Source organism: Daejeonella sp. H1SJ63 (assembly GCF_029360775.1).
Lineage (GTDB): Bacteria > Bacteroidota > Bacteroidia > Sphingobacteriales > Sphingobacteriaceae > Daejeonella.
The window spans coordinates 1-26969 of the sequence record NZ_JARKMZ010000025.1; the positions used below are offsets into that span (position 1 = coordinate 1).

Consider the following 26969-nt stretch of genomic DNA (forward strand, 5'->3'; position numbering starts at 1 on the left):
GCATAGATTGTTGTTCTTTAAATTTGTCACTTAAATATAACAAAATATGCTTACTTATTGATAATCAAATAGTTATAAATTAATTATTCCCTCAAATTAATTCTTGCCTTATCCCGAACTCACGTTAATATACCCTTTTAAGAGTATCATTTACTGCTTTTATCAGGCGTATATGGCGCCTTGGATACCGGCCCCGGCTGTTCCGGACTCTGCTGGCCCCCCTTTTTGCACCCGTTAATAAGAAGCAAGAAACAGATTACTATTCTTTTCAACTGAATGAGATTATATGACACATTATCAGCACTGTCCAAAACAAAGCTGAAATTTACTGATTGATAGCCAGTCCAAATTAACGGACTCTGATCTTAACTTTTTTTGTTGCAGCACTTTCATTCTTTAAACGGTCAATAGCTGTTACTGCATAAGTATACTTCCTGCGGTGCTCTGCTGTTGCATCAGTAAAAGACCGGTCGGCATTGAAATTAATTTTAAGGATATTCTCAGGATTGTTGAAGTTAATTTCCGAGCCTTTATTAAACCTGTAAATTACATATCCGTAAGCCAGTTCACCGTCTGAAGCTGCCAGAGGCGAATTCCAGCTTAATAAGCTTTGTCCATTTTTCTTTTTAACCTTTAACCCTGATGGGCGGGCAGGAGGAATACTATCAATCCAGACCATTGCAGGAACCAGAGATTGATGAGCATATAAATCGTTTCGCAAAGAATCTCTAAACCCTCCCAAATTATCGGTTACCGATCTGGAACTGAAGTAGATACTCCCATGCACGTTTGGATTTTTCCTTTGGTATCGTACCTGATCGGGCAACTGATTCTTATCCTTCCATCCAAAAGTTGTTCTTTCTGCCAAAAATGGAGCTTCTCCGATATAAACATGTTTTCCATATCCATTTCCGGCCCACCAATCCATTAATTTCTCAAATGCTGCAACCTTATAGTTAAAAGGAAAATAAAGCTGGGGAGCTACATAATCAAGCCAGCCCTCCTTAGTCCATTTTCGGGCATCAGAATATAAAGAATGAAATAAAGTTATATTTCCACTGGTTTCAGATCCCTCGGGTACATCTGCACGGTTACGCCATATTGCGTAGGGACTAACACCAAATTTTACATATTTCCTGGCCGCGTGTATGCTGTCAGAAAGATCTCTGATCAGAATATCTACATTATTACGTCTCCAGTCATGAATACTAGTAAATTCCTGTCCGTATTTTGCGAAGGTAAGTGAATCAGGTAAACTCTTTTTTTCAGGGTAAGGATAGAAATAATCATCAAAATGGATACCATCAACATCATAGTTTCTAACTACATCCATCACAATCTGAGTAATATAATTTCTGACTTCAGGCAAACCGGGGTTAAAATAAGACTGTTTACCATAGTCAAAAAACCAATCGGGATGTTTACGTTTAATATGATTAACGCTGGTATTCGTGTCGATTAAATCATTAGTTGCACGATACGGGTTTAACCAGGCATGCAGCTCCATACCACGTTTATGTGCCTCAGTAATGGCAAAGTCCAAAGGATCCCAATAAGGATCGGGAACCAGACCCTGCTTACCCGTTAAAAACTGACTCCACAATTCTCTCCCCTTTCCATAAAAAGCATCAGCGGAGGGTCTGACCTGCAGATAAATTGAATTGATACCTGTTTTCTGATGACTGTCCAAAATTTTCAGAAATTCCATTTGCTGTAATGCCGGGTCGGTATTCCCCTTCGAAGGCCAGTCGATATTCCGAACTGTTGCAATCCAAACTCCACGCAGTTCGCGCTTGGGCAGAATAATATCTGACTGAGCTGAAACTGCAAAACTGACGCAAAACATAAATAAGAATACCCCTGAAATTTTCTTTAACATAGATATGAGATTTAAATAGCGATAAAATATATTTACGGATATACCGGATATCTGATATCAATCAGGCATAACCCATAAAAAACCCCGCACGCCTATCGGCGGCGGGGTTATATAATTAATAATAAAACAAATTACCAGCCCGGGTTCTGAGTTAGCGTAACACCCTGATCTTTATATAATTTGATCTGATCGGGTCCTATCGGCTGAAGATAGACTCTTGGATCATAGAACAATCTTAAACTTGCAGCTGACTGAACCGGAATAATGTAACCTTCAGTAGCATTATTTTCAATCATAACAGTAGTTGCTTTTGGATAATCAGACCTTTTGATCCATGCACCGCGGTTCGCATCCTTATTTGTTACCTGATCTACATAATGAAGCTTTTTCCATCTTCTCAAATCATCGTATCTGAAGCCTTCCATTATCAATTCCACCCTGCGTTCACGACGAATTTCCCAGATTAATGAAGGTACTGTGGGATCACGGTCAGGATCATCATAAACAACACCATTTACCGCAGGAAGGCCACCCATCACCTGCAGTTTAGGCATCTTAACATCTGCACGATCTCTCAATTTGTTAATCGTTTTATCGAGATCCGCCTGACTTAATGTTCCAAGCTCAGCTACAGCTTCAGCATAATTCAACAATACTTCGCCATAACGGATTTCAGGAGCATCAGAAGTATTTGTTTGAGATAGCCCTTCTGCCTGATCTTTTACCGCCTCATTTAAGAACTTAACTGCTGCGTAGCCGCTGGTAGAATAAGCATAATCCTTTACATAACCTGTAATTCTCAAAGAATCTGTAAATGTTTCTGTGATACGTGGATCTCTGTTTACCATTGCGGCAGACTTTTTCACCCCTCCGGCAGAATAAATAGTTTTATCACCCTGATATAATGGCGATAATTTAATTGGCAAACCATCTTTAGCTAAATAAGAGTTGATAGCAGATCTGCTATAACCGGTTTGAGCCTCCTTATTTACATAGCTGGCCAAACTATGGGTAAGCAAACCAGTCTCATACCTTCTGTAAAGAATCACTTCCGGATTACTTGCCAGATCAGGCGCACTGAACATCCCTCTGTAATCAGCTGCAATAGTAAATTTTCCACTTGCAATTACCTCATTAGCAGCCCATTTAGCCGCCTCAAGATATTGAGTTGCCTTAGCTGTATTACCTGTATGATACTTCTGCCAGGTTCCTTCAAAAAGAAATACACGTGACATAGATGCCAATACTGCATAACGATTGACAATGGTTTTATCTCCATCATTAATCCTGACATTGGCAGCAGCATATTGAAAATCGGCAAGAACGCTGTCCATAACCAAAGTACGCGGATCGCGAGGTTTGTAAAGTTCAGGATCAGTATCTGATAGAACACGGCCATACCATGGGAAATCACCGAAATCATTCACTCTGCCGGAGTATTCAATCGCACGGAAATACCTGGCAATACCTATCCAGTGTTTTTTAGCCTCATCGGTCATTGGTACAGTTTTAATTCTGTCAATAAACAGATTTGCTCTTCTGATCCAGGAAAAAGTACCTGACCAGGTACCATTAGTGGTTGGCAGGTTCTGTGTAAAACGTGTACTGCTTGCCACATCATCATTCAATGATTCACCGGTAAAAAATCCACCCCAGCTTAAGTCAAAACCAGAGGCAAATCCCGGGAAATATCTTGGATAAAAATTCCAGGCAAAGCTCCTTACATTCGATTCGGTTGTCCAGTAATCTTCATCTGTTAACCTGTCTAATGGAAGTTTTTCAAGAAGGTCTTTCTTGCATCCCACCACAAAAAGCATGGGGCAAATCAAAAATAATATGATATACTTTTTCATAATTGTCTGTTTAATTATAATGTAACCTGAAGTCCGAAAGAAAGAGTTCTGCGATAAGGATATACCCTTCCGAAAGTTCTCGGGTCATTAGAACCGTTGGTGGTATAATCCATTTCCGGATCGATGCTAATCTGTCCTAGATTATCCTTTTCAAACAGGTTTTCACCACTGAAATATAAACGGGCTTTGTTAATCTTAGCTTTTTCACTGATACGTGCAGGAAGTGTATACCCGAAAGTAAGGTTCTTTGCCCTCAGGTACGACATATCAAGCAGATACTTTGTTTGCCTTAAGAAATTCGTTGTGTTTGCAGTTTGACCAACGTTCGATGGATTAGGATAAAAAGCTCCGGGATTAGTTGGAGTCCAATAATCCAGTTGTGAGGCATACCATCCTTCACCAATCCCTACTCCGGGAACTGTTGCAGGTGAATGTACCCAAAGTTCACGTTGTCCAACACCCTGGAAGAAAACATTAAAATCAAACCCTTTCCAGTCAGCCCCAAGACGCATACCGTACTGATAACGTGGAGTGGAATTACCAATAATACGCTGATCTCCCGGATCATCCACCGTATTGGAACCCTGTGAAATTACCCCATCACCATTCAGGTCCTTATACTTAACATCGCCGGGACCAAAAAAGAATGTTGAAGTTTCAAATTGCTTTTGATCAGGAATGCCGGCTTTCAGCACGTATCTTCCATTTAAAGTAATCAGGTTACCGCTTGCATCCTGCTGAAAATCATCCTTTGTAAAGAACCGATCTGTTTCATAACCCCATATCTCCCTCAAATTCCTTCCTTCATAATTACTGGTAACCGTTTTGGTTGTATTTGCAAACTTGGTCAGGTGTTCCTTAAAATCTGAAAGTGACCCGGTTGCGTTAAGTCTGAGACCATTATCAAATGTATGTGCATAATCAATGGCAAGTTCCCAGCCTCTCACCTGCATTTCGCCATAGTTTCTTTGAGGGGCTGTCGCTCCGAAAGAACTTGGAAGTGTAACTCCGGCACTGATCATATCACTTGTGGTTCTGTTATACCAATCAAAGCTGACACCCAGTCTCTCGTTTATAAATCTGGCATCAACCCCAAAATTCAAATCAGTAACCGTTTCCCAGGTAAGTGAAGGAGGAACAATAGACGGAGTACTTACCCCTATCATATTTTTTCCATTCACTAACCAGTTAGAGTTGCTGGTCGACATCAGGGATAAAAATGCATTTCCTACATTCTGATGACCTACAGCTCCCCATGATCCACGAAACTTTAAAGTTGAAAGGATAGGTTTTGCAAAATCCATGAATTTCTCTTCACTGATAATGTAACCGGCAGATACAGAAGGGAAGAATGCATAACGGTCATTTGCAGGGAACCGGGATGAACCATCATATCTTCCTGTTACTTCGAACAGGTATTTATCCTTATAAGTATAATTCAAACGACCAAAAAGTCCGTTTGTTGCCCATTGAGAATGTGATCCGCTTGTAAACTGATCGCCTGAAGTCAGGCCAAGTTCTCCTTTATTCAGATCCATCAAACCTCTTCTCTCAGAACGCTGAGAACCATATTCGAAAGTTTCAGCCTCAGCACCAGCCATAACTTTAAAGGCATGGTCCTTTATCGTTTTTTGATATGTGGCTACTACTCTGCCTGTATTTGTTGTTGTATAATCAGAATCGTCAATAACCCTGTCGTAAGTGGCAGAACTATATGGCCTGTAGGTTAAGTCAGCACCAGTTGACCAGAAGTCAATTGCAGAAACAATTCCTCCAACCTGTTTCCCTCTGCCGGTGCTGCCACCATAGGTATAATCAGCATCAACTGTCAGACCCGGTATAACTTTGAATGTACCCCCGATAGAAACACGTGAAAAATTATTCCTGTCTTCATTCATCTTAGATTGCGCCACTTCACTTACGGCATTTCTGAATGGTAATCCATTATAAGTTCCGTATGGAAACTGAGCCGGCCATCTGTAGAGATAGTAAAGCGGATCATAAGTATCCCCGCCATAAGAATAAGGCTGGGTCGTCAGTGAATTGGACAACATCATTCGTCCTCTTCCGCTAAACCAATTTGTTAATTCTGAATTTAAGCTCATCGTTAAATTATAGCGGCTGAATTCATCCGGGTTCACTTTTAGTACCCCGGTCTGCTCCAAATAACCAGCACCAATATTATAATTGATTTTCTCACTTCCACCACTGAAAGAAAGATCATGTTTTTGCTGAGGCGACCATTTATCCATAAATTCCTTTCCCGGATCCCACTCACGATAAGGAAAGAAAAAACCATCTCTGATCTCGAAATCGCGGCCAAGCACCATTTCAGGGCCCAGATCCTGACCACCGTATTGCTGTTTCCATTCGCGCATCTTCTGAACAGCTATATCATCAACATACATCCCAACAACACCATATCTTGGCAAAGTTGGATTGGTACGTCTGAATGCCAGTAAGGCCATTTCGGCACCTTCTGCAGCCGGAGCCATCTCCGGAGTCTGAGTTGGAGTAGCCAAAGAAACATTATTCGAATAATTTATCCGTGTCGGCGCATTTTTCTTGCCGGATTTGGTAGTGATCAAAATCACTCCCCAGGCAGCACGGGTACCGTAAATCGATGCCGAAGCCGCATCTTTCAAAACTGAAATTGACTCAATATCATCCTGATTAATATTCTGAAGATCTGTAATTTCAACATTATCCAGCAATATCAGAGGCTGTGCACCACCACCATTGAGTGATCCTGAAAGTCCTCTGAGGCGAATGCTTGGGTTTGAACCCAAGGCTCCACTTGGAGAGGTAATCGTTAATCCCGGAACTGCTCCCTGAAGTGACCGTACAACATCTGTTGTTGGTCTTGAAGAAAGAACTTTTGCAACATCTACCGTTGATATTGCGCCCGTAAGAGTAGCCTTTTTCTGAGTACCATAACCTACAACTACCACTTCGCTTAATGATTTCGTATCAGATTGAAGTGAAACATTGATTACGTTTTCAGTGCCCACAATGCGTTCCACAGAGAGTGAGCCAATAAAACTGAAAACTAAACTGTTTCCAGCATTTACTCTGATGGAATATTTTCCATCCGGATTAGTGGAAACTCCGATGTTTGTCCCTTTGATCCGTACGGAAACACCGGGCAAACTAAGACCTTCAGCATCGGTTACTTGTCCACTTACAATTTTTTCTTGTGCAGCAGCAATGTTTACCAATACAAAAATGCCTAAAAACAACATTAGTAATGCTTTTTTCATAAGTCGACGTTTTTGGGTTTAAATAGTTAGTTAAATGATATTACTGCAATCTATTTCATTTGCAGAATTCGGGATCTAAGTTTGGATTTATTGCAGAAATACGCAAATTTCTGATCAAAATATGCAAAAGTTAGCACAAAATAATCACGTTTCATTGAGTTCAGTGGTGTAAAAAGTAAATTATATTGATTTTTTTAAATTTTAAAAATTGCTTTAAATGCATTAAAAACGTACTATTTTATACTTATTTTTAGAATAATTGGAAAATTCAACACTGAATAAAAAGAGCAGAAAAAACATGAAGATTTTTGCATGTTTAAACATCGAGTACTAAAAATCAGGCTGTTTTTTCTAAAAAACAGCCTATAAAACAGACAAAAATTGTCTGAAATTTCAAAAACACGAAGAAACATGCAATTAAAATGGAGGAATACATTAATAAATTTCTCCGGGAATAATTAGTTAATTCATAGAAGTTATTGATATAGAAAACAGATATCCCGAAAATCTGCATTACAGATTTTCTCTGAATACACTTTAAACCCGGAAAAACAGAACAGGAGGATCTTGATTTATCGCTGAACCTTAAAAACAGACAAAACCGGAATATGATCTGAGAAATCAACAGGATCTGATTTCTGCATTATAATTTTCCCTTCCTTACCCTTAGTTACCATGATATAATCAATTTTATTCAGTGGTTTAACAGCGGGATAGGTCGGACCTGAGAGCTTACTTACATCAGTAAAAGCACCTTCCAGAATAATTATTTCCTTTGTTCCGGGTCTTGCATTAAAATCTCCGGTAAGTATAACCGGGTTTTCATAGCCTGAAAATTTTTTAACAATTTCTTCCGACTGCACCTGACGGGATCCGGAATCACGATAATCCATGTGAACTGTAGCGAAAGTATACCTGGTCTTACCCTTCTTAAAATCTGCTTTCAGTAATGATCTGGTGTCTGGCTTCCCTGTACTGCTTAAGCTAACCCGCAAATCCTGAACATCCAGAAGCGGATAACGGGATAATATCCCTAAGCCATAAGAACCTCCATCAAAAGCAAAATGACGGGCATAAGTATAATACATACCGGTTTGCTCAGCCAGAAACTTCATCTGGTCTGTCTTACCTGATCGATTACAAACACTGTCAACTTCCTGCAATCCAATAATTTCAGCTTTTGAAGCTTTAATATACCGGGCTATTTCAGTCAGCTTATCCTGATCTGCACTATTTTGTCCGATATGTATATTATAAGACATCACGGATATGGTCTGGGCTTTTAAATCGGAAAAGCCATAAATCAAAAGAAAAACGAAAATCAGGTGTCTTTTCATCTTGTGAAATTATATAAAAAGTGCCCAAATGTCGGCAAAAAACTCATGATGAGTTATAAATCTTAGAGAATTCCCGCGCTTAAAAATTTTGAATTATATTTGCATCTCACCTTATAAAGTCTAATCCCCTCATGGCAAGATTAAATTTACTGGAAGAGACAAGATTCGAAAAACTTCCCGTTACAGTTTATGCGAATGAAGATATCGCATCAAAAAAGGTTGCACGCCGCATTGCAGATCTGATTATCAGTAAACGAGCAAAAGGTGAGAGTGCCGTTCTCGGGCTTGCTACCGGTGCAACACCAGTTAATGTTTACAAAGAACTGGTAAGGATTCATAAAGAAGAAGGTTTAAGTTTTAAAAATGTAATCACTTTTAATCTGGACGAATATTTTCCGATGATGCCCACATCACCACAGAGTTATGTGACATTTATGAAGGATAATTTATTCAACCATATTGACATTAATTTTGATAATGTCCATATTCCTGATGGCACATTACCTAAAGAAGCTATTCATGAATTTTGTCTTGATTATGAGCGCAGGATCACCCAGTTGGGCGGACTTGACCTGCAGATTCTGGGTATAGGTCGTACCGGTCACATCGGATTCAATGAGCCTGGTTCAGCTCCAAATTCAGGAACCCGCCTTGTAACTCTTGATGATCTTACCCGCCGGGATGCATCACGTGATTTCGGAGGTAAAGAAAATGTTCCTACAAAAGCTATTACCATGGGTATCGGAACGATTTTCAAAGCCCGTGAGATTATTCTGATGGCATGGAACACCAAAAAAGCCGAGATCATTAAAAAAGCTGTTGAAGGCGAGATCTCTTCAGAAGTACCGGCAACCTACCTTCAGCTTTCAGATAATGTTGAATTTGTTCTGGATCAGGATGCGGCTTCAAGCCTTACCCGCTTTGATACTCCATGGCTGGTTAAAGACTGTACATGGGATGAACCGATGATCAAAAAAGCGGTGATATGGCTTGCAAACACTCTTGGAAAACCTATTCTTAAGTTAACTGAAGAAGATTATAACGGCCATGGCATGGCGCAGCTTGCAACAGAAAAGGGCCCTGTTTACAATATTAACATCCATATCTTCAATAAACTTCAGCATACCATCACAGGCTGGCCTGGTGGAAAAGCAAATGCTGATGATTCCCAAAGACCAGAACGCGCAGTACCTGATAAAAAACGTGTAATCATATTCTCTCCGCATCCGGATGATGATGTGATTTCAATGGGTGGTACATTTATCCGCCTTGTTGATCAGGGTCATGATGTGCATGTTGCCTATCAAACTTCAGGAAATACTGCAGTTTGGGATGACGATGCATTACGCTTTGCTGAGTTCGCCCGTGATTTTGGCAAATCCATTAATCTTGACACCAGTAAACTGGATGATCTGTATGTTTCAATGCGCAAATTTATTGAGACAAAACAACCTAATCAGGCCGACACCCCTGAGATCAGAACATTAAAAGGACTTATCCGTAAGGGTGAAGCGATAAGTGGTGCACGATTTGCAGGATTACCCGATGAAAACATCCATTTCATGAATCTCCCATTCTATGACAGAGGAAAAACTCAAAAAAACCCTGTTTCAGAAGATGATGTAAGGATTACAATGGAACTGCTTTCAAAGGTAAAACCCCATCAAATATTTGCTGCAGGTGATTTTGCCGATCCGCACGGTACTCACAAGGTTTGTTTCGACATAGTAATTACCGCACTTAAACGATTAAAAGGAGAAGCATGGGTAGATGACTGCTGGCTATGGTTATACCGTGGTGCCTGGCATGAATTCGAAACTCACGAAATTCAAATGGCTGTACCACTTTCACCACAGGAAGTTGAACGCAAGCGTTTTGCAATCTTCAAACATCAGTCTCAAAAAGACAGGCCTGTATTCCCCGGTGATGATGCAAGAGAGTTCTGGGTTCGCGCTGAGGACCGCACCCGTGAAACTGCAAAAGCATACGACAAACTTGGTCTCGCTGAGTATGAGGCAATGGAGGCATTCGTAAGATGGAAATATTAATTTTTTCCAGAGAAAAAAACAGATGAACGTTAGTCTGAAACTAATACTGATCCTCTTACTGTTGGGGGGAAATCTTTTTGCGCAAAAAGTCGAAAGACCGAACATCGTGGTCATTCTTACCGATGATCATGCAGTAAGTGCTATCGGAGCATACGGTGCAAAATACGGTGCCACTCCCAACCTCGACCGTTTGGCAAAAGAAGGGGCACTGTTTAACCGGGCATTTGTTGTCAATTCGATCTGCGGCCCCAGCAGAGCTGTACTCCTGACCGGAAAATATAGTCATACAAACGGCATGAGGGATAATAGGGATACCTTTGATGCTTCACAGGATGTTTTTCCTGCACGACTTAAACAATCGGGTTTTCAAACTGCCTGGATAGGCAAATGGCACCTGGTTTCTTACCCTCAGGGTTTTGATTTCTGGAATATTCTGCCCGGACAGGGGCAATATTATAATCCGGACATGATCAGTATGAAAGGCGATACCAGCAGGGTTAAAGGTTATGCAACTGATGTGATTACTGACATGACCATTGACTGGCTGGATAAACGCGACGAATCCAAACCATTCTTTGTTGTTGTGGGAGAAAAAGCACCGCATCGTACCTGGATGCCGGATACCGCTGACCTTGGTAAATTCGACCATATCAAATTCCCTTTACCGAAGAATTTCTACGACAGATATGACAACCGTATCGCCGCGGGAATGCAGGATATGTCTATCGAGAAAACTATGAAGCTGGGCTATGATCTGAAGATGAAGAGTGACCCTGACAGGCTTGCCGATTCCTTTCTGAGAAGAATGACTCCTGAACAGAGAAAAAAATGGAATACTTATTACGATAAGGTTGAGGCAGATTTTCTTAAACAAAAATTAAGCGGAAATGCCCTTACAGAATGGAAGTATCAACGATACATGAAAGACTACCTGAGCACCACCCTTTCTCTTGACCGGAATATAGGCAAGATACTTTCATACCTGGATAAAAATAACCTGACAAAAAATACGATTGTGGTTTATACCTCTGATCAGGGGTTTTATATGGGAGAGCACGGATGGTTTGACAAAAGATTCATGTATGAGGAATCGATGAGAACGCCGTTGATCATCCGTTATCCCGGCATAATTAAACCGGGAACTGTTTCCAATCAGATTGTGTCAAATGTTGACTTCGCTCCTACATTGCTGGAAGCAGCCGGAGTTCCGGTGCCAAAAGAAATACAGGGAAAATCAATGATGGCACATCTGAGGAATAACAAAATAAGTGTCAGAAAATCAGCATACTATCATTTTTACGAATTCCCGGGAGAACATAGTGTCCTGAAGCATTTTGGTATCCGGACCAGCCGCTATAAACTAATTCGTTTCTATGACCATAAAGATTTTTGGGAGCTTTATGACCTTCAGAAAGATCCTTCAGAAATGAACAACCTGTACGGGCAAAAAAAATACCAGGCAATTGCGGCAGATTTGAAAGAGCAGCTGAGACAGCTTTGTATTGAAAATAAAGACGAAGAAGCACTAAAAGCACTTGCCAGGAATTTTTAACATTAATTAACGGGATATTGTATTTGCTGACAAGCTATATTATCTTTATAAGATGTCAGAACCTTCAATACTCCAGAAATCCCCGGCCAGATTGTTATCTCTTGATGTATTCAGGGGCTTAACCGTGGCCGCAATGATCCTTGTAAATAATCCGGGCAGCTGGTCGCATATCTATGCACCGCTGAAACATGCTGAATGGAACGGATGTACCCCCACAGATTTGATATTTCCGTTTTTTCTGTTCATCGTTGGTGTATCTATCAGCTATGCTCTGGGCAGTAAAAAGGATACCGTCAGCCATACCAAACTGATAACAACTGCCTTAAAAAGAGCTTTGATACTATTCGGACTGGGCTTATTCCTGACACTGTTTCCCAAAGTATTTACCGATCCTGTAGAAGCGTTTAAAACGGTCAGGATTCCGGGAGTATTGCAGCGAATTGCAGTTGTATTTTTTATCACTGCGGTATTATTTATTAAAACCAGTCCTAAAACCCAGCTAAGGACATTTATTGGAATCCTGATTTCCTACTGGCTGGTTATGACCCTGGTTCCTGTCCCCGGTGTAGGTTATGCAAATCTCGAAAAAGAGACCAACCTTGGCGCCTGGCTTGACAGAACCATCCTTACAGAAGCACATCTCTGGAAATCAGCAAAGACATGGGATCCTGAAGGCATTTTGAGTACTCTTCCAGCTGTTGGAACCGGCTTATTTGGTGTTCTGATCGGTTCATGGCTTAAAAGAAAAGACCGGGAAGACAGTGTAAAAATCTCCTGGATGTTCAGTATTGGATTTTTAGCTGTAATTATGGGATTAATCTGGGATCTGTTTTTCCCGATCAACAAGGCATTATGGACCAGTTCTTTTGTACTCTATGCCGGCGGACTGGCTACTATTGGTCTTGCGTTATGCTATTGGCTGATTGATGTACAGGGATTCAAAAAGGGAACTACTCCATTTGTGGTTTATGGTGTAAATGCCATCACAGTTTTTTTTCTTTCCGGTCTTATTCCTAGAATACTGACTATGATAAAAGTAACTATGCCTGACGGAACACAAATCAATTCAAGAGAGTGGATGTATCAGACATTTTTTACCCCATACTTTTCACCAATCAATGCATCACTGGCAGGAGCAATAACTTTCATATTGATCTGGCTTGTCATCCTTTGGTGGATGTTCAGAAAAAATATCATCATAAAGGTTTAGCTTTTAACTAAATTAGAACACCAATTATTAATTTTTGATCATATGAAGTTTTTAAATAAACTGTTTACCCTCGCGGTAGCCTTGCTTATTGCCTTTTCCGGAATAAGTAATGCACAAACAAGTGCTAAAAGCAAAGCAAGTGCTGCAGCACAAACTGCAGATGTCATTCCTCTGGATCCTGCAATCAGAACCGGCAAACTTGCCAATGGATTTACCTATTATATCCGGAAGAATACTGAGCCTAAAAACAGAGTAACTCTTTATCTGGCGAATAAAGTTGGTTCTATACTGGAGGAGGATGATCAGCAGGGGCTGGCACATTTTCTGGAACATATGAAATTTAACGGCACAAAGAATTTTCCAAAGAATGACCTGGTTAATTACCTTCAGAAAACAGGGGTTCGCTTTGGCGCCGATCTGAATGCATATACCAGTTTCGATGAAACTGTTTATCAATTACCTATTCCATCCGATGATCCGGAGATCCTGAAAAACGGAATTCAGATTATGCGTGACTGGGCATACGGAGCAACTCTTGACCCGGTAGAAATTGATAAGGAACGCGGTGTAGTTCTGGAAGAAAAACGTCTGGGTAAAGGTGCTCAGCAAAGAATGCAGGACAAATACCTTCCGATGATCTTTAATAATTCAAGATACTCAAACCGTTTACCCATCGGTACGGAAGATGTTCTGAAAAACTTTAAACCTGAGACGATCAGAAAGTTCTATAACGACTGGTACAGACCTGAGCTTCAGGCTCTGATTGTGGTGGGCGATATTGATGTAAATGCCATGGAGCAAACAATCAAAGCAAAATTCTCTGACCTCAAAAATCCCGCAAAACCGCGTCCCAGAACAAAATATACAATTCCTCTGATCAACAAAAACCAGTTCATAGCTGTAACCGATAAAGAGTTTCCGGTGAATGTTGCCCAAATTATGATCAAACACCCGGAATCAAAGCTCATTACCAAAAGCGATTACAGAAATAGTATTGTACGTTCTTTATTCAATCAGATGCTTGGTGCCAGATTTACTGAACTGAGTAAACAGGCAGATCCTCCTTTTCTTCAGGGGGGAGCCAATATTGGTGGATTCCTTGCCGGACTCGATGTTTATAATGCATTCGTTGTAGCTAAACCCGGAGAAATGGAACGAGGATTTAAAGCTGTCCTTACAGAAACTGAAAGGGTAAAACGCTTTGGATTTACGCAAACAGAACTGGATCGTGCTAAAGAGTCTTATCTGACAAATATGGAGTCGGCATTCAAAGAAAAAGATAAAACTCCATCAGGAAGCTTTGTCAATGAATATTTACGCCACTTTCTGGAGCAGGAAGCAAGTCCGGGTATTGAATACGAATACAAAATGGCCAATAGTCTGACTTCAGGAATCAGCCTTGTTGACATCAACACAATTGCAAAACGTTATATCACTGATCTTAACCGCGATGTGGTTATCATGGGGCCGGAAAAAGACAAAGCTAATTTACCGGATGAGCCAATAGTTGAGCAATGGATCAGTGCTGTTAAACAAAGTAACGTGACTGCTTATGTGGATCAGGTTTCTGATAAACCATTGCTTGCTAAAAAACCACTTGCAGGAAAAGTCGTTTCGGAAACAAAGACTCCGGAAATCGGAGCAACAGAACTAAAACTAAGCAACGGCGTAAAAGTTATACTGAAACCAACAGATTTTAAAAATGACGAGATCGGTTTCACTGCTTTCAGTCCGGGAGGTTCTTCACTATATCCAGATTCTGATTTTCAATCTGCAACATATGCAACAGCATTGGTGAGAAATGGTGGCATTGCTGAGTTCAGCTCAGTTCAGCTTCCAAAATTACTCAGCGGTAAAAAGGTATCTGTAATGCCTTATATTGCTGAACGTTCTGAAGGAATTTCAGGTTCAACCACTCCAAAAGACCTGGAAACAGCTTTACAATTAACTTATCTTTACTTTACTCAACCGAGAAAAGATGCTGAAGTATTCAAAGGATTTATGGCTCAGCAAAAGGGCGGACTGGAAAACAGAGGCAATGATCCTTCGAGCGTATTCGCTGATTCTGTGGCTGCAATTCTTGGAAACTATAATGTCCGCCGGACCGGACCATCAATTGAAAAACTAAACCAGGTTAATCTCGACCGTGCATTTGAAATTTACAAAGACCGGTTTGCGGATGCAAGCGATTTTACATTTGTATTCGTAGGAAGCTTTGACAATGAGAAGATCAAACCTCTTCTGGAACAATACTTAGGTTCGTTACCGGCAACAAACCGTAAGGAAACTGCAAGAGATTTGGGCATTGCAATCCCGGCAGGGAAATTTGATAAAAAAGTATACAAGGGGCAGGAGCCTAAGGCAAATGTAAGGCTCGTTTTCAGTGGTACATATACATGGAGCCTGAAACATAATAACCAGCTGGATGCCCTTGCTGAAATACTCACAATCAAGCTGATTGAACGTTTAAGAGAAGATGAAGGCGGAGTTTACGGCGTAGGTGCACGGGCAACTTACAGTAAATTTCCAAAAAGCCGTTACAGCTTCAGCATTTCATTTGGATGCGCTCCTGAAAATGTTGAGAAACTAATCAGCTCAACACTTGATGAGATTAATAAAATCAGGCAAAATGGTGCTCAGACCGTAGATATTGAGAAATTTATTGCAGAAGAAACACGTACTACTGAAACTCAGTTAAAAGATAATGGTTTCTGGTTAGGCTATCTGAGCAATCAGCTTCAAAATGAAGAAGATCCGAAGCAGATATTAACTTATCTTGAATCACTTAAGGAACTAAGTCCTGAATTCTTAAAAGCAACTGTTCAGTACCGTTTGGCTGATAACTTTATCCGTATGGTGCTGCTTCCTGAAAAATAGGATTAATGATATAAATATTAATCAAAAAGCCATTCAGGATCTGAATGGCTTTTTGATTTTCATAGCTTTTAACATTACTGCAAAGGAACTGAAGAAACTGCATTAGATACAGGGCTTTCATTCTTAAGCCTGTCAAGAGCCGTTACTACATAAGTATATCCACGGCCGGGAACAACATTAGTATCTGTAAATGTTAATTCTGATTTATTGAAACTTATCTTTACAATATGGTGGGCCTGATCAACATCAATTACTTCACCTCGATTTACACGATAAACCACATAACCAATTGCGAAATCCCCGTCAGAAGCTGCAATTGGTTCTTTCCAGGTTAGTTCAACTCCATTTGATACTGCTTTCGCAGAAAGCTGAAGCGGGGCATTTGGCTTTACATTATCCAGCCATGGCATTAATGGCGGAAGCGCCGGGTAACGGTAAAAGTCATTACGCAGCGAATCCTGAACTCCGGCAAGGTTATTAGTTACAGACTTGGAACTGAAGAACACACTCCCCTGAATATTTGGATTCTGACGAAGATACCTGATCTGCTTAGGAATCTGACTGCGGTCGCTCCAGCCCTGACGGTTTTCCATCGCCCGGTATACTCCCTGTCCGATATAAACATGCTTTCCAAAAGCATTATTACTCCACCAGTCTGTTAATTTATCATATGGTGCCACCTGATATCCAAACGGGAAATATATCTGAGGGTTAATATAATCTAACCAACCTTTCTGAACCCATTTCCTGGCATTGGCATATAATTTTCCATAGCCATCAAAACCATTACTTTCCGAGCCTTCAGGATCCTGGGATTTATTCCTCCATATTCCAAAAGGACTTACTCCGAACTTAACATATTTTTTGGCTTTATGAATGCTGTCTGTAAGCACATGGATAAGGGTATCCACATTATTCCGGCGCCAGTCTTCAATATTACTGAAGCCTTCACCATGTTTTCTGAATATCTCCTGATCCTTCAGCGTTTGATTGGTCTCAGGATAGGGATAGAAATAATCATCGAAATGTACTCCGTCAATATCATAATTTCTCACTACATCCATAATCACTCTTACAATGTATTCACGAACTTCAGGAAGCCCCGGATTGAAGAGTTTCTTGCCTCCAAAAGTAAAGAACCACTCCGGCTTCTGCTTAGTAATATGATTTGCAGCGGTATGTGCATCAATCAGATTAGATGTAGCACGATAAGGATTAAACCAGCCGTGTAATTCCATACCTCTTTTATGTGCTTCTTCAATAGCAAAGTCCAGAGGGTCATAAAACGGACTTGGTCCCCTTCCCTGTGTTCCGGTAAGAAATCTGCTCCATAACTCCCTTCCCCTCCCATAAAATGCATCGGATGCAGGTCTGATCTGAAGCATAATCGCATTTATCCCATTCTTCTGATGATCATCCAGAATTTTTATAAGCTCTGCTTTCTGAACTTCAGCACTCAACCCGGGTTTAGACGGCCAGTCTATATTGGCTACGGTTGCAACCCACACTCCTCTGAATTCGCGTTTTGGATGTGATTTACTCTGAGGCCGGGATGAAAGAGGAATAGTAAATAATAATACTATGATTAAGCTTATGTTTTTTATCATGAAATGGATCGCACTAAGTGGGTAAAGATAAATAATCAGGCTCAATCTGTACTGTGAAATTTAACCTTGAATTAACAATATTGAGGTTCAAATTAACGTTAAATCTATAAAACAGGAATTGTTGATCTCAAAATGATTAAATCCTAAGTTCGAAACAATATATTTGTTTTTAAATGTTTTTATAGAGGTGATTTAACAGCCATTTATGGTCTGCAACAAAACGATTTAACATGGAAAACCAGGAACAGGAAGAACCGGTAAGAAAGGATTCGAATAAGATCTATTTCTTAATTGCAGTAATTCTCGCATTGCTTGGAACAAATACCTATCTGTTTTTTAAGGACAAAAAAGCAAATGAACGCATTGTGACCATCAGTGATGAGAAAACCAGAATGCAGACAGAAATTGATAAAATTGAAGCTGAACTGGATAATGCATCCAGCCTTAACATCCAGCTTTCAGAAGAACTGCAGCAGGAGCAGGAAAAGGCCAGAAAAAAGATTGATGAGCTCAGAAATGCCCTGAGACAGGGTCAGTTGACTCAAAGTCAGCTTGCAAAAGCTCAGGAAGAGATTAAACAACTGAAGTTTTTTGTTTCGAAATACAGTTCAGAAATTTCCGATCTTAAAAAACAAAATGCCAGCCTGACAAATGAAAGAGATGAACTTCAATCAACAGTTGATTCGGTAAACACTAAAGCAACTGCACTTGAAAAAAAAAATGAGGAACTCAGCTCAAAAGTTCAGACCGCAGCAGCAATCAAAGCGGGAAATGTTAGCATAACTGCAGTAAATATTAGAAACAGAGGCAAAGAAAGCGGATCTAACCGGTCGGGTACAACAGACAAACTGAGGGTAAGCTTTTCTGTAATAAACAACCCTCTTGCAGAAAAAGGTATGCATAGCGTCTATATACGGGTAATTGATCCGAATGGAAATTTAATTATCTCTAACGAAGGCGGAATGTTCAATGCAGATGGCGGAGAACTTCAATATTCCTATATGACCTCCATTGAATTTGCCAATGACGGCAAGGTTTATTCTATTGACTGGTCAGGAAATAAATCCTTCCTGAAAGGGACGTATACTGTACTTCTATATGCCGATGGTTATAGCATGGGCAAAGGTTCAGTAAACTTAAAATAAGTCCTGTAAAACATTAATAAAAAAGCAGACCCAATACAGGTTTGCTTTTTTTACTTCATAAATTTTCGATCATAATCGGAATCATAATATAAAAGGTAGTTCCAAGTCCGGGCGCAGTCTCAAATCTTATACTTCCATCAATATTTTCAATTGCCTGCTTAACAAATGCCAGACCGAGTCCGGTACCTGAACTTTTAGTAGTAAAATTCGGCACAAATATCTTATCTCTTACAGAATTTGGAATTCCTTTTCCATTATCCCTGACTTCAATGTAAATTCTGTTCTTTTCACAATATACCCTGATATCAATAAGGCATTGCTTTCCTTCCTGCCTGGCTTCAATTGCATTCTTTATCAGGTTATTAAAACAGCGCAGCAACTGGTCTCTGTCAGCTTTAATCCTTACCTTCTGTTTACACTGATCATCGATTCTGATCACAGTATTTTCTGATTGCCTGTAAAGCTCAACAGACTGATCAATTATCTTTCTGACCACTACTGGTTCGAGTATCGTTTCAGGCATTTTAGCAAAATTAGAGAACTCTGATGCTATATGAGCCAGACTTTCGATCTGCTCTATAAATGACTTACTGAACTTTTCAAATTTGACATCAAACTTAGGATCTTTTTCCTTCCAGGATTTCTCAAGCAGTTGCACACCCAGCTTTAAAGGGGTAAGCGGATTTTTGATCTCATGGGCAACCTGCTTGGCCATTTCACGCCATGCCGTTTCCCGCTCAGAGCGACCAAGTTTCAATGCACTCTCCTCTAGTGCGGCTATCATATTATTATACTCTTTAATCAGCTTTCCTATCTCATCATTGCTTTTCCAGAGGATAGGTTCATTCTTCCGTCCGATTTGTGTTTTTCTCAAACTTTCCTCCACAAGGGTTAAAGGACTTGTAATCTTCTTAGCCACAAAAACTGCAAAAAAACCGATTGCCACAAAAACAAGAGCATAAACATTGATCAACGCGTTCAAAAATGTTCCGATACGGTCCTGATAATCTTTCTCATTTGAAAAATATGGAAGCCCCAGATAAGCTATTTCTTCATTTGCAGAATTTCTGAGGGGAACATAAGCCACTATGAACGACAGGTCTCCTATGCGTTCATTATTAATATACTCAGACTTCTGGAATCTGTTGAGGTATAGGTAAGACCATGAATTCATTACCGGAGCGATCAGTCCGTTTTCATATATTTTCGGCTGAGTGGAAAGTACCAGTCGGCCATTGAGATCAAACAAGTTGAGGTCAACACCATTCAAATCTGCAAAAGTATTAAAGGCTGCCTCTGCCTGGTCATCGGGTTTTATAATACCCTCATTTACGAGTTGCCTATTTATCCCCGCCGAGATCTTTGTAACCTTATCAAGTACTATTGCCTCCTGCTGCTCCCTATACTGACTACTGATATTATAAAAAGTGATAATACCGGTTATCAATAGAGTAAAAACAACAGCGAATACCATAGAAACCTGTATTCTGGTCTTATAAAGCATCTTATTTGATAAAATAAGATAAGTCCAGCGGAAATTACGGAAACTGAAATTGAACTGATGAAATGAGTTATAGATAAGATGTAACAGATACAATAATCCTGTAAAAAACAGAAGCGCAAGAAAAATAAATGATACGGAAGCCAGTTGATTTAAAATGCTGTTTCCCTCCCTACTGATAATGATAAGTTTATTAGGATTAGCCTGATAGATCAAATGATTGTACTCACGACCATTTTCAGCATTATTTATATAAACAAAATGCCTGTTTTTACCTTTAAACTCATTATTCCTGAGATTATAAACATAAGTACCATGCTGATCAATTAATTTATCATTATTATAATAAGCATAAGAATAATCATTCAGCTGAAAATCATCCTTGATTTTACCGTCAACCAGAAGCTCAGGGAAAGCACCTACTTCATCCAATCTTTTAGACTTAAGCTCAATCACCATTGTGCCGAGCTTATTACTTTCATTTCTGACCGGAAGCAGTGCAAAATACTGCTGGTAACCAAAGGTATTATTGATCTGATAAAAATATTCAGACACCTTAACTGAGCCTTTAAGTACCCGGTTTTTAAATGCCGACAATGGAACCAGCTTATCGCCTTTTATAAATTCATCATTCTCATTGTACTCCAATGATTCAAAATCATACCTGGAAAGGTATCCTGCCATATACAACTTACCGAGGCGGTAATTAAGTGCATTGTGACTTGAAATAGGATTGCTAAAGTAATCAATGATAGCTTTATCCTTCAGAATATCCTTTTCAAGCTGATAGAATAGTACTACCGCATTGGGGTCGGCTGATGATTCCAGTTTAGCAGCAATCAATTTACGGCTTTCACGTTCTTTAAGGTTCTGGAACCTTGAAAGTTTCAGAGAACCGATAGTTGCAAAAATAAGTAAGGCAATTACAAAGACTACCGGATTAATTTTGTCTCCGGTTTTATAGTAAGAAGACCCGGCCAGAAATAGTAACAGTGCAATAAGGAGGAAAAAAATCGTAAAATCTGAAAAGAAAATCCGATAAATCAAAGCCAGAAAAAGACCTGCCAAAAACAAATTTAGTCGCTCCTTATCGCTAAGGTTCAGCATTGAGGTAATACCCAATACTGTAGAAATAATCAGGAAAAGATTAAATATGGAAAAACAAAAGAGAAGAACACTAAACCAGCTCAACCAGCTGGAACTCAGAATATTGCTTGCCCTGAAATATATGTTCGAATTACTGATCAGACCAAAAAACAGCTCATTTGTAGCATAGATTGATGCACAAACAATAAGTCCTGCGACAATGAATATCAGATAACTAATATACTTTCTTCGTAAAGGATTGGCTTTTATTATGTGATTCCTCCATGCATGTGCAAAAGACAGCACCCATGTAAATGCAATTATATTCAGAAACAGATCACCGATCGATGGGAAGTAATAACTGGACGCATAATGCTTGGGACTAAATATGGCAAGATCAAAATTATTACTGAAATACCTGTACTCAAGATCTACAAGACGACACGCAAGTACAGAAATCAATAATAAAAATATAGCCGAACGTGCATAACCTTTAGCGGCTATTTCAGAACTCAGGCTTGTCAGAAATACTAATCCGCATATAATTGAAAACACCCACATGATCAGCTCCGGCCATGTATAGAACGACTGGCCGTAAGTAGTGTTAAGCTTTACAGAGAAAAGATATTTCCCGTTCAGATTGCGGATTGTATAAACATCTTTATCATTAAATCCGGCAATATCAAGACTGTTCGAAGATAAGAGATCCGGGGAAATGCGGTTTTTTAGAAATTCGTTCTGATAAGGGTATTGAGACTTGACAGGAATAAAACAGACCACAGAAAAATTGCCCCAAACCCTCCTTATAGCCTCATAATACCCATTTTCGCGTTGTAAAAAGGTGCTTCCTTCCTTCAGCAAAGTATCAGTTTCTAAAGCTATACGGTGCCCCGTCCAGAATTTCAGCTTACCATTTTCAAAGGTTTGAAAAGAAATATTTCTCTTTTCGCTGAATTCAGAAATAATATATTGAGCCCAGTCATCATTATTGTGCACATTTTTAAGAGAATCACGAAAAGCAGGACTATTGAGTAAATTACCAATCAGTTCCTCCTTCCCGCGAATCTTTATCTCAAGTTTCTGAGCATCCAGAGCCAGAATTTCTTCGTTCTTATTAGTATAATTGATTGTAAGGGCGGTAAGTGCAAAACCCGCGGTCAGAATCAGAAGAAGAACCCGAATTTTGAAACTTACACTCATTATTTTAATCTGTTCAAATTAATAATAAGCCACATTATCTCAAAAATCGGGCCCCGAAAATAAATTTTTCAAAAATTGAAGTTAAACCGCTGCGCTGGACGTAGGGATACTACGATCAACCTTTTTCACAAGCCCCTGCAGCACATTTCCCGGACCAACCTCAATAAATGAAGTAGCTCCGTCATGCAGCATTTTCTCAACTGTCTGTGTCCAGCGTACCGCTCCGGTTAACTGTGCAATCAGATTGTGTTTTATACTGGCTACATCAGTGTATGGTTTTGCATCTATATTCTGATAAATCGGACAGATCGGTTCATTAATCACCGTATTCTCAATTGCAGATTGCAGTTCTACCCGTGCATACTCCATCAACGGTGAATGGAAAGCCCCTCCAACATTCAGCTTTAATGCTCTCTTTGCACCGGCAGCAAGCAATAATTCGCAGGCCTTATCCACACCTTCAATTGTACCCGAAATCACTAATTGTCCCGGACAGTTATAGTTAGCAGGAACTACAATATCACTTACCCTGCTGCAAATATCCTCAACTGTAAAATCATCCAGACCCAGAATCGCTGCCATAGTTGAAGGCCTGATCTCGCAGGCTTTCTGCATTGCATTGGCACGGGCCGCCACCAGGCGAAGCCCATCTTCAAAAGACAGGGCATTTGCAGCAACCAATGCTGAAAATTCACCCAAAGAATGGCCGGCAACCATATCAGGATTAAAATCATTCTTTAGCTCCTTTGCAAGAATTACAGAATGAAGAAATATAGCAGGCTGAGTTACATTGGTTTGTTTCAGATCTTCTTCAGTTCCTGAAAACATGATATCAGTAATCCTGAAACCTAAAATTTCATTCGCGTTTTCAAAAAGATCTTTAGCCGCTGATGAATGTTCGTATAGCTCTTTTCCCATTCCTGGAAACTGGGCACCCTGCCCAGGAAAAATGTATGATTTCATCTGTTTATTTTTATTTGCTTTTAATATCTTATTCTGCCCCCTATCGGGTAATTAATGGTGAATATAGTATCAAACTAGCTTAAGCTTGCTGTGATCAGTCTTAAAAATTCAGAACGGGTGGTCTCATTCACAAACTCACCGGTAAAAGCTGAAGTAGTGGTTACAGAGTTTTGCTTCTGAACACCACGCATTGACATGCAAAGGTGTTTGCACTCGATTACCACCGCAACCCCGACAGGGTTAAGGGTATCCTGAATACAATCACGAATTTCATTGGTTAACCGTTCCTGCACCTGCAAACGGCGTGCAAAAGCATCTACCACTCTTGGAATTTTGCTAAGTCCAACGATATGGCCGTTAGGAATATAAGCTATATGAGCCTTACCAAAAAAAGGAAGCATATGATGCTCACACATTGAAAATACTTCAATATCTTTTACTACAACCATCTGGCTATAGTCTTCCTTAAACATGGCCCCTCTGAGAATTTCTTCAGGTTTCATGTCGTAGCCATGGGTCAGATACTGCAATGCTTTTGCCACACGAACCGGAGTTTGCAGCAGGCCTTCCCTGCCGGGATCCTCTCCGAGATCTGCTAAAATAGCCTGATAATGAGAAGCAATACGTTCAATTTTCGTCCCGTCATAACGGTCGATCTTTACATACCCTTCAATTCTTTCGTCCTCTTCTGACTTATGTTTTAAATTCATTTCTGGGGGGTCTTAGCCGAAATATTCAACAAAGTTATTTTCTGTTTCACATAGTTTAATTGAATGCAGTTCAGCACCCTCTGCTTCGATATGTGGTTTCAGCACTTCAAAAATAGTTACAGCCAGCACTTCTGTAGAAGCCATTTTACCCTTCATAAACTCAACATCAAGATTGATATTTTTGTGATCGAGCTTATTAGTTACCTTTTCGGTAATGATGGTTTTCAGTTCTTTAAGGTCGACCACAAAGCCTGTTTCAGGATTAATTTCACCCTTTACAGTTACAAACAATTCGTAATTATGCCCATGCCAGTTAGGATTAGAGCATTTCCCAAATGTTTCATAATTCTGCTCATTTGACCATTCTTCACGAAACAACTTGTGAGCAGAATTAAATCTCTCTCTTCGGGTAATATAGATCATTTTCAATAAATTAAAATGCAAATATACTTAATCTAATATTTGCCTTAAGTACAAATTAAGCGAATTGCGTAACTTTACCTGATGAAAATACTTCTTGTTGCCGCCACTAAGGCCGAGATAGAACCATTTCTTTCACACTTTTCATTCAGTGCTGAAGTTCCTTTTGAAAAAATTTTCGGAAACTATCAGCTAAACGTGCTGATTACCGGTGTGGGAATGGTTGCAACAGCATTTTCAATGGCCAAAGCATTTTCTGAGCAAAGCTATGACCTGGCCATCAATGCCGGTATTGCCGGAAGTTTTAATCCATCGCTCAAACCGGGTGAAATTTGCAGTGTAAGCGAAGATATTTTTGCAGACCTGGGTGCAGAGGATGGTGATAGCTTTTTATCCATTGAAACTCTTGGATTTGGCAAAAGTGCCTATTCTCCCCTGAAAAGTACTTCTTTTCAAATACCCAATGCGCACGGGCTGGTAAAAGCAATTACTGTAAATACGGTGCACGGAAGCGAGCAATCAATAGAAAAAATTATTGCACGCTTAAACCCTGATATTGAAAGTATGGAAGGAGCAGCCTTCTTTTATGCCTGCGAACAGCATCAGATTCCTTCATTACAGATCAGGGCCATTTCAAATTATGTGGAAAGACGTAACAGAAATAACTGGCAGATAGGTACAGCAATTAAGGAACTGAATAAATACCTCATTCAACTCATTGAATCATGAAGTTAAGCCTCGGATTTTCCCCATGCCCAAATGATACGTTCATTTTTGATGCGATGATCCACAATAAGGTGGATACTGAGGGACTAAACTTTGAGGTCAGCTATGAAGATGTAGAAACACTTAATCAGAAAGCATTTAAAGCAGAACTCGACATCACTAAGCTGAGCTATCATGCTTATGCTTACCTGACCGAAAATTATGTGCTGCTTCATGCAGGAAGTGCTCTGGGCTTTGGTGTTGGCCCCCTGCTAATCTGCAAAAACGAAGAACTGGCAAACATGCCTTTAAATGCCTTAAGAAAAATAATCGGAGAGCTGAAAGTAGCCATACCGGGCAAATACACTACTGCCAATTTTCTGCTCAATCTGGCATTTCCCGAAGCTCAGAACAAGATAGAAATGAAGTTTTTCGAAATCGAGCCTTCGCTGCTGGAGCAGAAAATCGATTTGGGGGTAATCATCCATGAAAATCGCTTTACTTATCAGGATAAGGGACTGAAAAAAATTATGGACCTCGGTGAATATTGGGAAAACCTGACTCATTGCCCTATTCCGCTGGGTGGGATCATGATTAAGCGTGAGCTGCCTGAAGAAATCAAACAAAAAGTTAACCGCATCATCCGCAGAAGCGTAAACTATGCGTTTGAAAACCCGGAATCAGGCATGAGCTTCATCTGCTCTCATGCTCAGGAAATGAGCAATGATGTGATTAAAAAACATATAGAACTGTATGTAAACAAATATTCTGTTGATCTGGGAGAGGAAGGCAGAAAGGCGGTTGAAATATTCTTTGATCATGCACGAAAAGGCGGCCTCATCCCCGAAACGAAACAAAACTTATTCATATAATTGCATTAAAAACTTACAGTCATGATCATCATTACCGGCGCAGCAGGATTTATCGGAAGTTGTTTGGTTCAGAAACTAAACGATGAGGGATTTTATGATCTTGTTTTAGTGGATGACTTTTCAAGAGAAGACAAAAACAAAAATTTTGCCGGAAAACGTTTCAGCAAGCAGGTCGACCGCAAGGACTTTACCGGATGGCTGCGTGATAATCATTTACACGTACAGTTTGTTTTTCATATTGGTGCCAGGACTGACACCACCGAGATGGATGTGGAATTGTTCAACTATCTGAATCTGAACTACACCAAGGATATCTGGAATATCTGCACCGAATTTGGAATTCCATTGGTTTATGCATCATCAGCGGCCACCTACGGTCTTGGCGAACACGGTTACGATGATGATGAATCGAAAATTCCTTTGCTCAAACCACTTAATCCATACGGCGATTCCAAGAATGATTTCGATATCTGGGCTTTAAAACAGGAAAAAAAGCCCTATTTCTGGGCAGGTATGAAGTTTTTTAATGTTTACGGACCGAATGAATACCATAAAAGCCGAATGGCCTCTGTGATCTTCCACACCTTTAATCAGATCAATAAAACAGGGGCCATGAAATTATTCCAGTCACATAATCCGCAGTTCAAAGACGGAGAACAGATGCGTGATTTTGTGTATATCAAAGATGTGGTGAATGTACTTTATTTCCTGATGCATCACCGTCAGGATTCGGGAATTTACAAC

The 26969-nt window shown here is 40.0% G+C and carries 17 protein-coding genes; 8 read left to right on the forward strand and 9 right to left on the reverse strand.

All coding sequences use genetic code 11. From position 1 onward, the window contains the following. Positions 1-349: 349 nt before the first annotated feature. From P2W72_RS06805 to P2W72_RS06820, 4 genes are all read right to left on the reverse strand, one after another. Positions 350-1879, reverse strand: coding sequence for a family 10 glycosylhydrolase (locus tag P2W72_RS06805; RefSeq protein WP_276360241.1), 1530 nt, complete (start codon positions 1877-1879; stop codon positions 350-352). A gap of 131 nt (positions 1880-2010) precedes the next feature. After that, entirely contained in the window at positions 2011-3732 is a 1722-nt protein-coding gene (locus tag P2W72_RS06810; RefSeq protein WP_276360242.1) for a RagB/SusD family nutrient uptake outer membrane protein, read from the reverse strand. 14 nt (positions 3733-3746) lie between these two features. Further along, positions 3747-6992 (reverse strand): TonB-dependent receptor, encoded by a 3246-nt coding sequence (locus tag P2W72_RS06815; RefSeq protein ID WP_276360243.1) that lies wholly within the window; start codon positions 6990-6992, stop codon positions 3747-3749. Positions 6993-7564: 572 nt separating this feature from the next. Further along, the gene (locus P2W72_RS06820; RefSeq protein WP_276360244.1) at positions 7565-8329 is read right to left on the reverse strand and encodes an endonuclease/exonuclease/phosphatase family protein; all 765 of its coding nucleotides are present in this window, start codon (positions 8327-8329) and stop codon (positions 7565-7567) included. A gap of 131 nt (positions 8330-8460) precedes the next feature. On the opposite strand from P2W72_RS06820, the gene nagB reads away from it, so the two are divergent. From nagB to P2W72_RS06840, 4 genes are read left to right on the forward strand one after another with little or no spacing between them, the layout of a single operon-like run. Continuing rightward, positions 8461-10377: a glucosamine-6-phosphate deaminase gene (gene nagB / locus P2W72_RS06825; RefSeq protein WP_276360245.1), complete on the forward strand. Its 1917-nt coding sequence runs from the start codon at positions 8461-8463 to the stop codon at positions 10375-10377. A gap of 22 nt (positions 10378-10399) precedes the next feature. Beyond that, positions 10400-11929: a sulfatase gene (locus P2W72_RS06830; protein WP_276360246.1), complete on the forward strand. Its 1530-nt coding sequence runs from the start codon at positions 10400-10402 to the stop codon at positions 11927-11929. A gap of 52 nt (positions 11930-11981) precedes the next feature. Then, complete coding sequence (locus P2W72_RS06835) at positions 11982-13139, forward strand: DUF5009 domain-containing protein (protein WP_276360247.1); 1158 nt, start codon at positions 11982-11984, stop codon at positions 13137-13139. Positions 13140-13181: 42 nt separating this feature from the next. Continuing rightward, positions 13182-16016, forward strand: coding sequence for an insulinase family protein (locus P2W72_RS06840; RefSeq protein ID WP_276360248.1), 2835 nt, complete (start codon positions 13182-13184; stop codon positions 16014-16016). 74 nt (positions 16017-16090) lie between these two features. Here P2W72_RS06840 and P2W72_RS06845 read toward each other — a convergent pair whose 3' ends face one another. Further along, positions 16091-17623 carry a family 10 glycosylhydrolase gene (locus P2W72_RS06845; RefSeq protein WP_276360249.1) on the reverse strand — a complete coding sequence of 511 codons (1533 nt, stop codon included), beginning with the start codon at positions 17621-17623 and terminating at the stop codon, positions 16091-16093. Positions 17624-17853: 230 nt separating this feature from the next. Between P2W72_RS06845 and P2W72_RS06850 the strand changes: the two genes are divergently transcribed. Further along, the gene (locus tag P2W72_RS06850; RefSeq protein WP_276360250.1) at positions 17854-18768 is read left to right on the forward strand and encodes a hypothetical protein; all 915 of its coding nucleotides are present in this window, start codon (positions 17854-17856) and stop codon (positions 18766-18768) included. 55 nt (positions 18769-18823) lie between these two features. On the opposite strand, the gene P2W72_RS06855 is transcribed toward P2W72_RS06850, so the two are convergent. The 4 genes from P2W72_RS06855 to P2W72_RS06870 form a co-directional block, all read right to left on the reverse strand. After that, entirely contained in the window at positions 18824-22555 is a 3732-nt protein-coding gene (locus P2W72_RS06855) for an ATP-binding protein (RefSeq protein WP_276360251.1), read from the reverse strand. 81 nt (positions 22556-22636) lie between these two features. Then, the gene (fabD, locus tag P2W72_RS06860) at positions 22637-23518 is read right to left on the reverse strand and encodes an ACP S-malonyltransferase (protein ID WP_276360252.1); all 882 of its coding nucleotides are present in this window, start codon (positions 23516-23518) and stop codon (positions 22637-22639) included. A gap of 74 nt (positions 23519-23592) precedes the next feature. Beyond that, positions 23593-24228 carry a GTP cyclohydrolase I FolE gene (folE, locus tag P2W72_RS06865; RefSeq protein ID WP_276360253.1) on the reverse strand — a complete coding sequence of 212 codons (636 nt, stop codon included), beginning with the start codon at positions 24226-24228 and terminating at the stop codon, positions 23593-23595. 12 nt (positions 24229-24240) lie between these two features. Further along, positions 24241-24651, reverse strand: a complete 411-nt coding sequence (locus tag P2W72_RS06870; RefSeq protein ID WP_276360254.1) for a 6-carboxytetrahydropterin synthase — start codon at positions 24649-24651, stop codon at positions 24241-24243. A gap of 81 nt (positions 24652-24732) precedes the next feature. Between P2W72_RS06870 and mqnB the strand changes: the two genes are divergently transcribed. The 3 genes from mqnB to rfaD all read left to right on the forward strand — a co-directional run. After that, the gene (mqnB, locus tag P2W72_RS06875) at positions 24733-25377 is read left to right on the forward strand and encodes a futalosine hydrolase (protein ID WP_276360255.1); all 645 of its coding nucleotides are present in this window, start codon (positions 24733-24735) and stop codon (positions 25375-25377) included. Beyond that, positions 25374-26225 (forward strand): 1,4-dihydroxy-6-naphthoate synthase, encoded by an 852-nt coding sequence (locus P2W72_RS06880; protein ID WP_276360256.1) that lies wholly within the window; start codon positions 25374-25376, stop codon positions 26223-26225. The genes mqnB and P2W72_RS06880 overlap by 4 nt, the downstream gene beginning before the upstream one ends. A gap of 21 nt (positions 26226-26246) precedes the next feature. Then, positions 26247-26969, forward strand: a 723-nt coding sequence (rfaD, locus tag P2W72_RS06885) for an ADP-glyceromanno-heptose 6-epimerase (RefSeq protein ID WP_276360257.1), incomplete at its 3' end; no start/stop codon positions are given.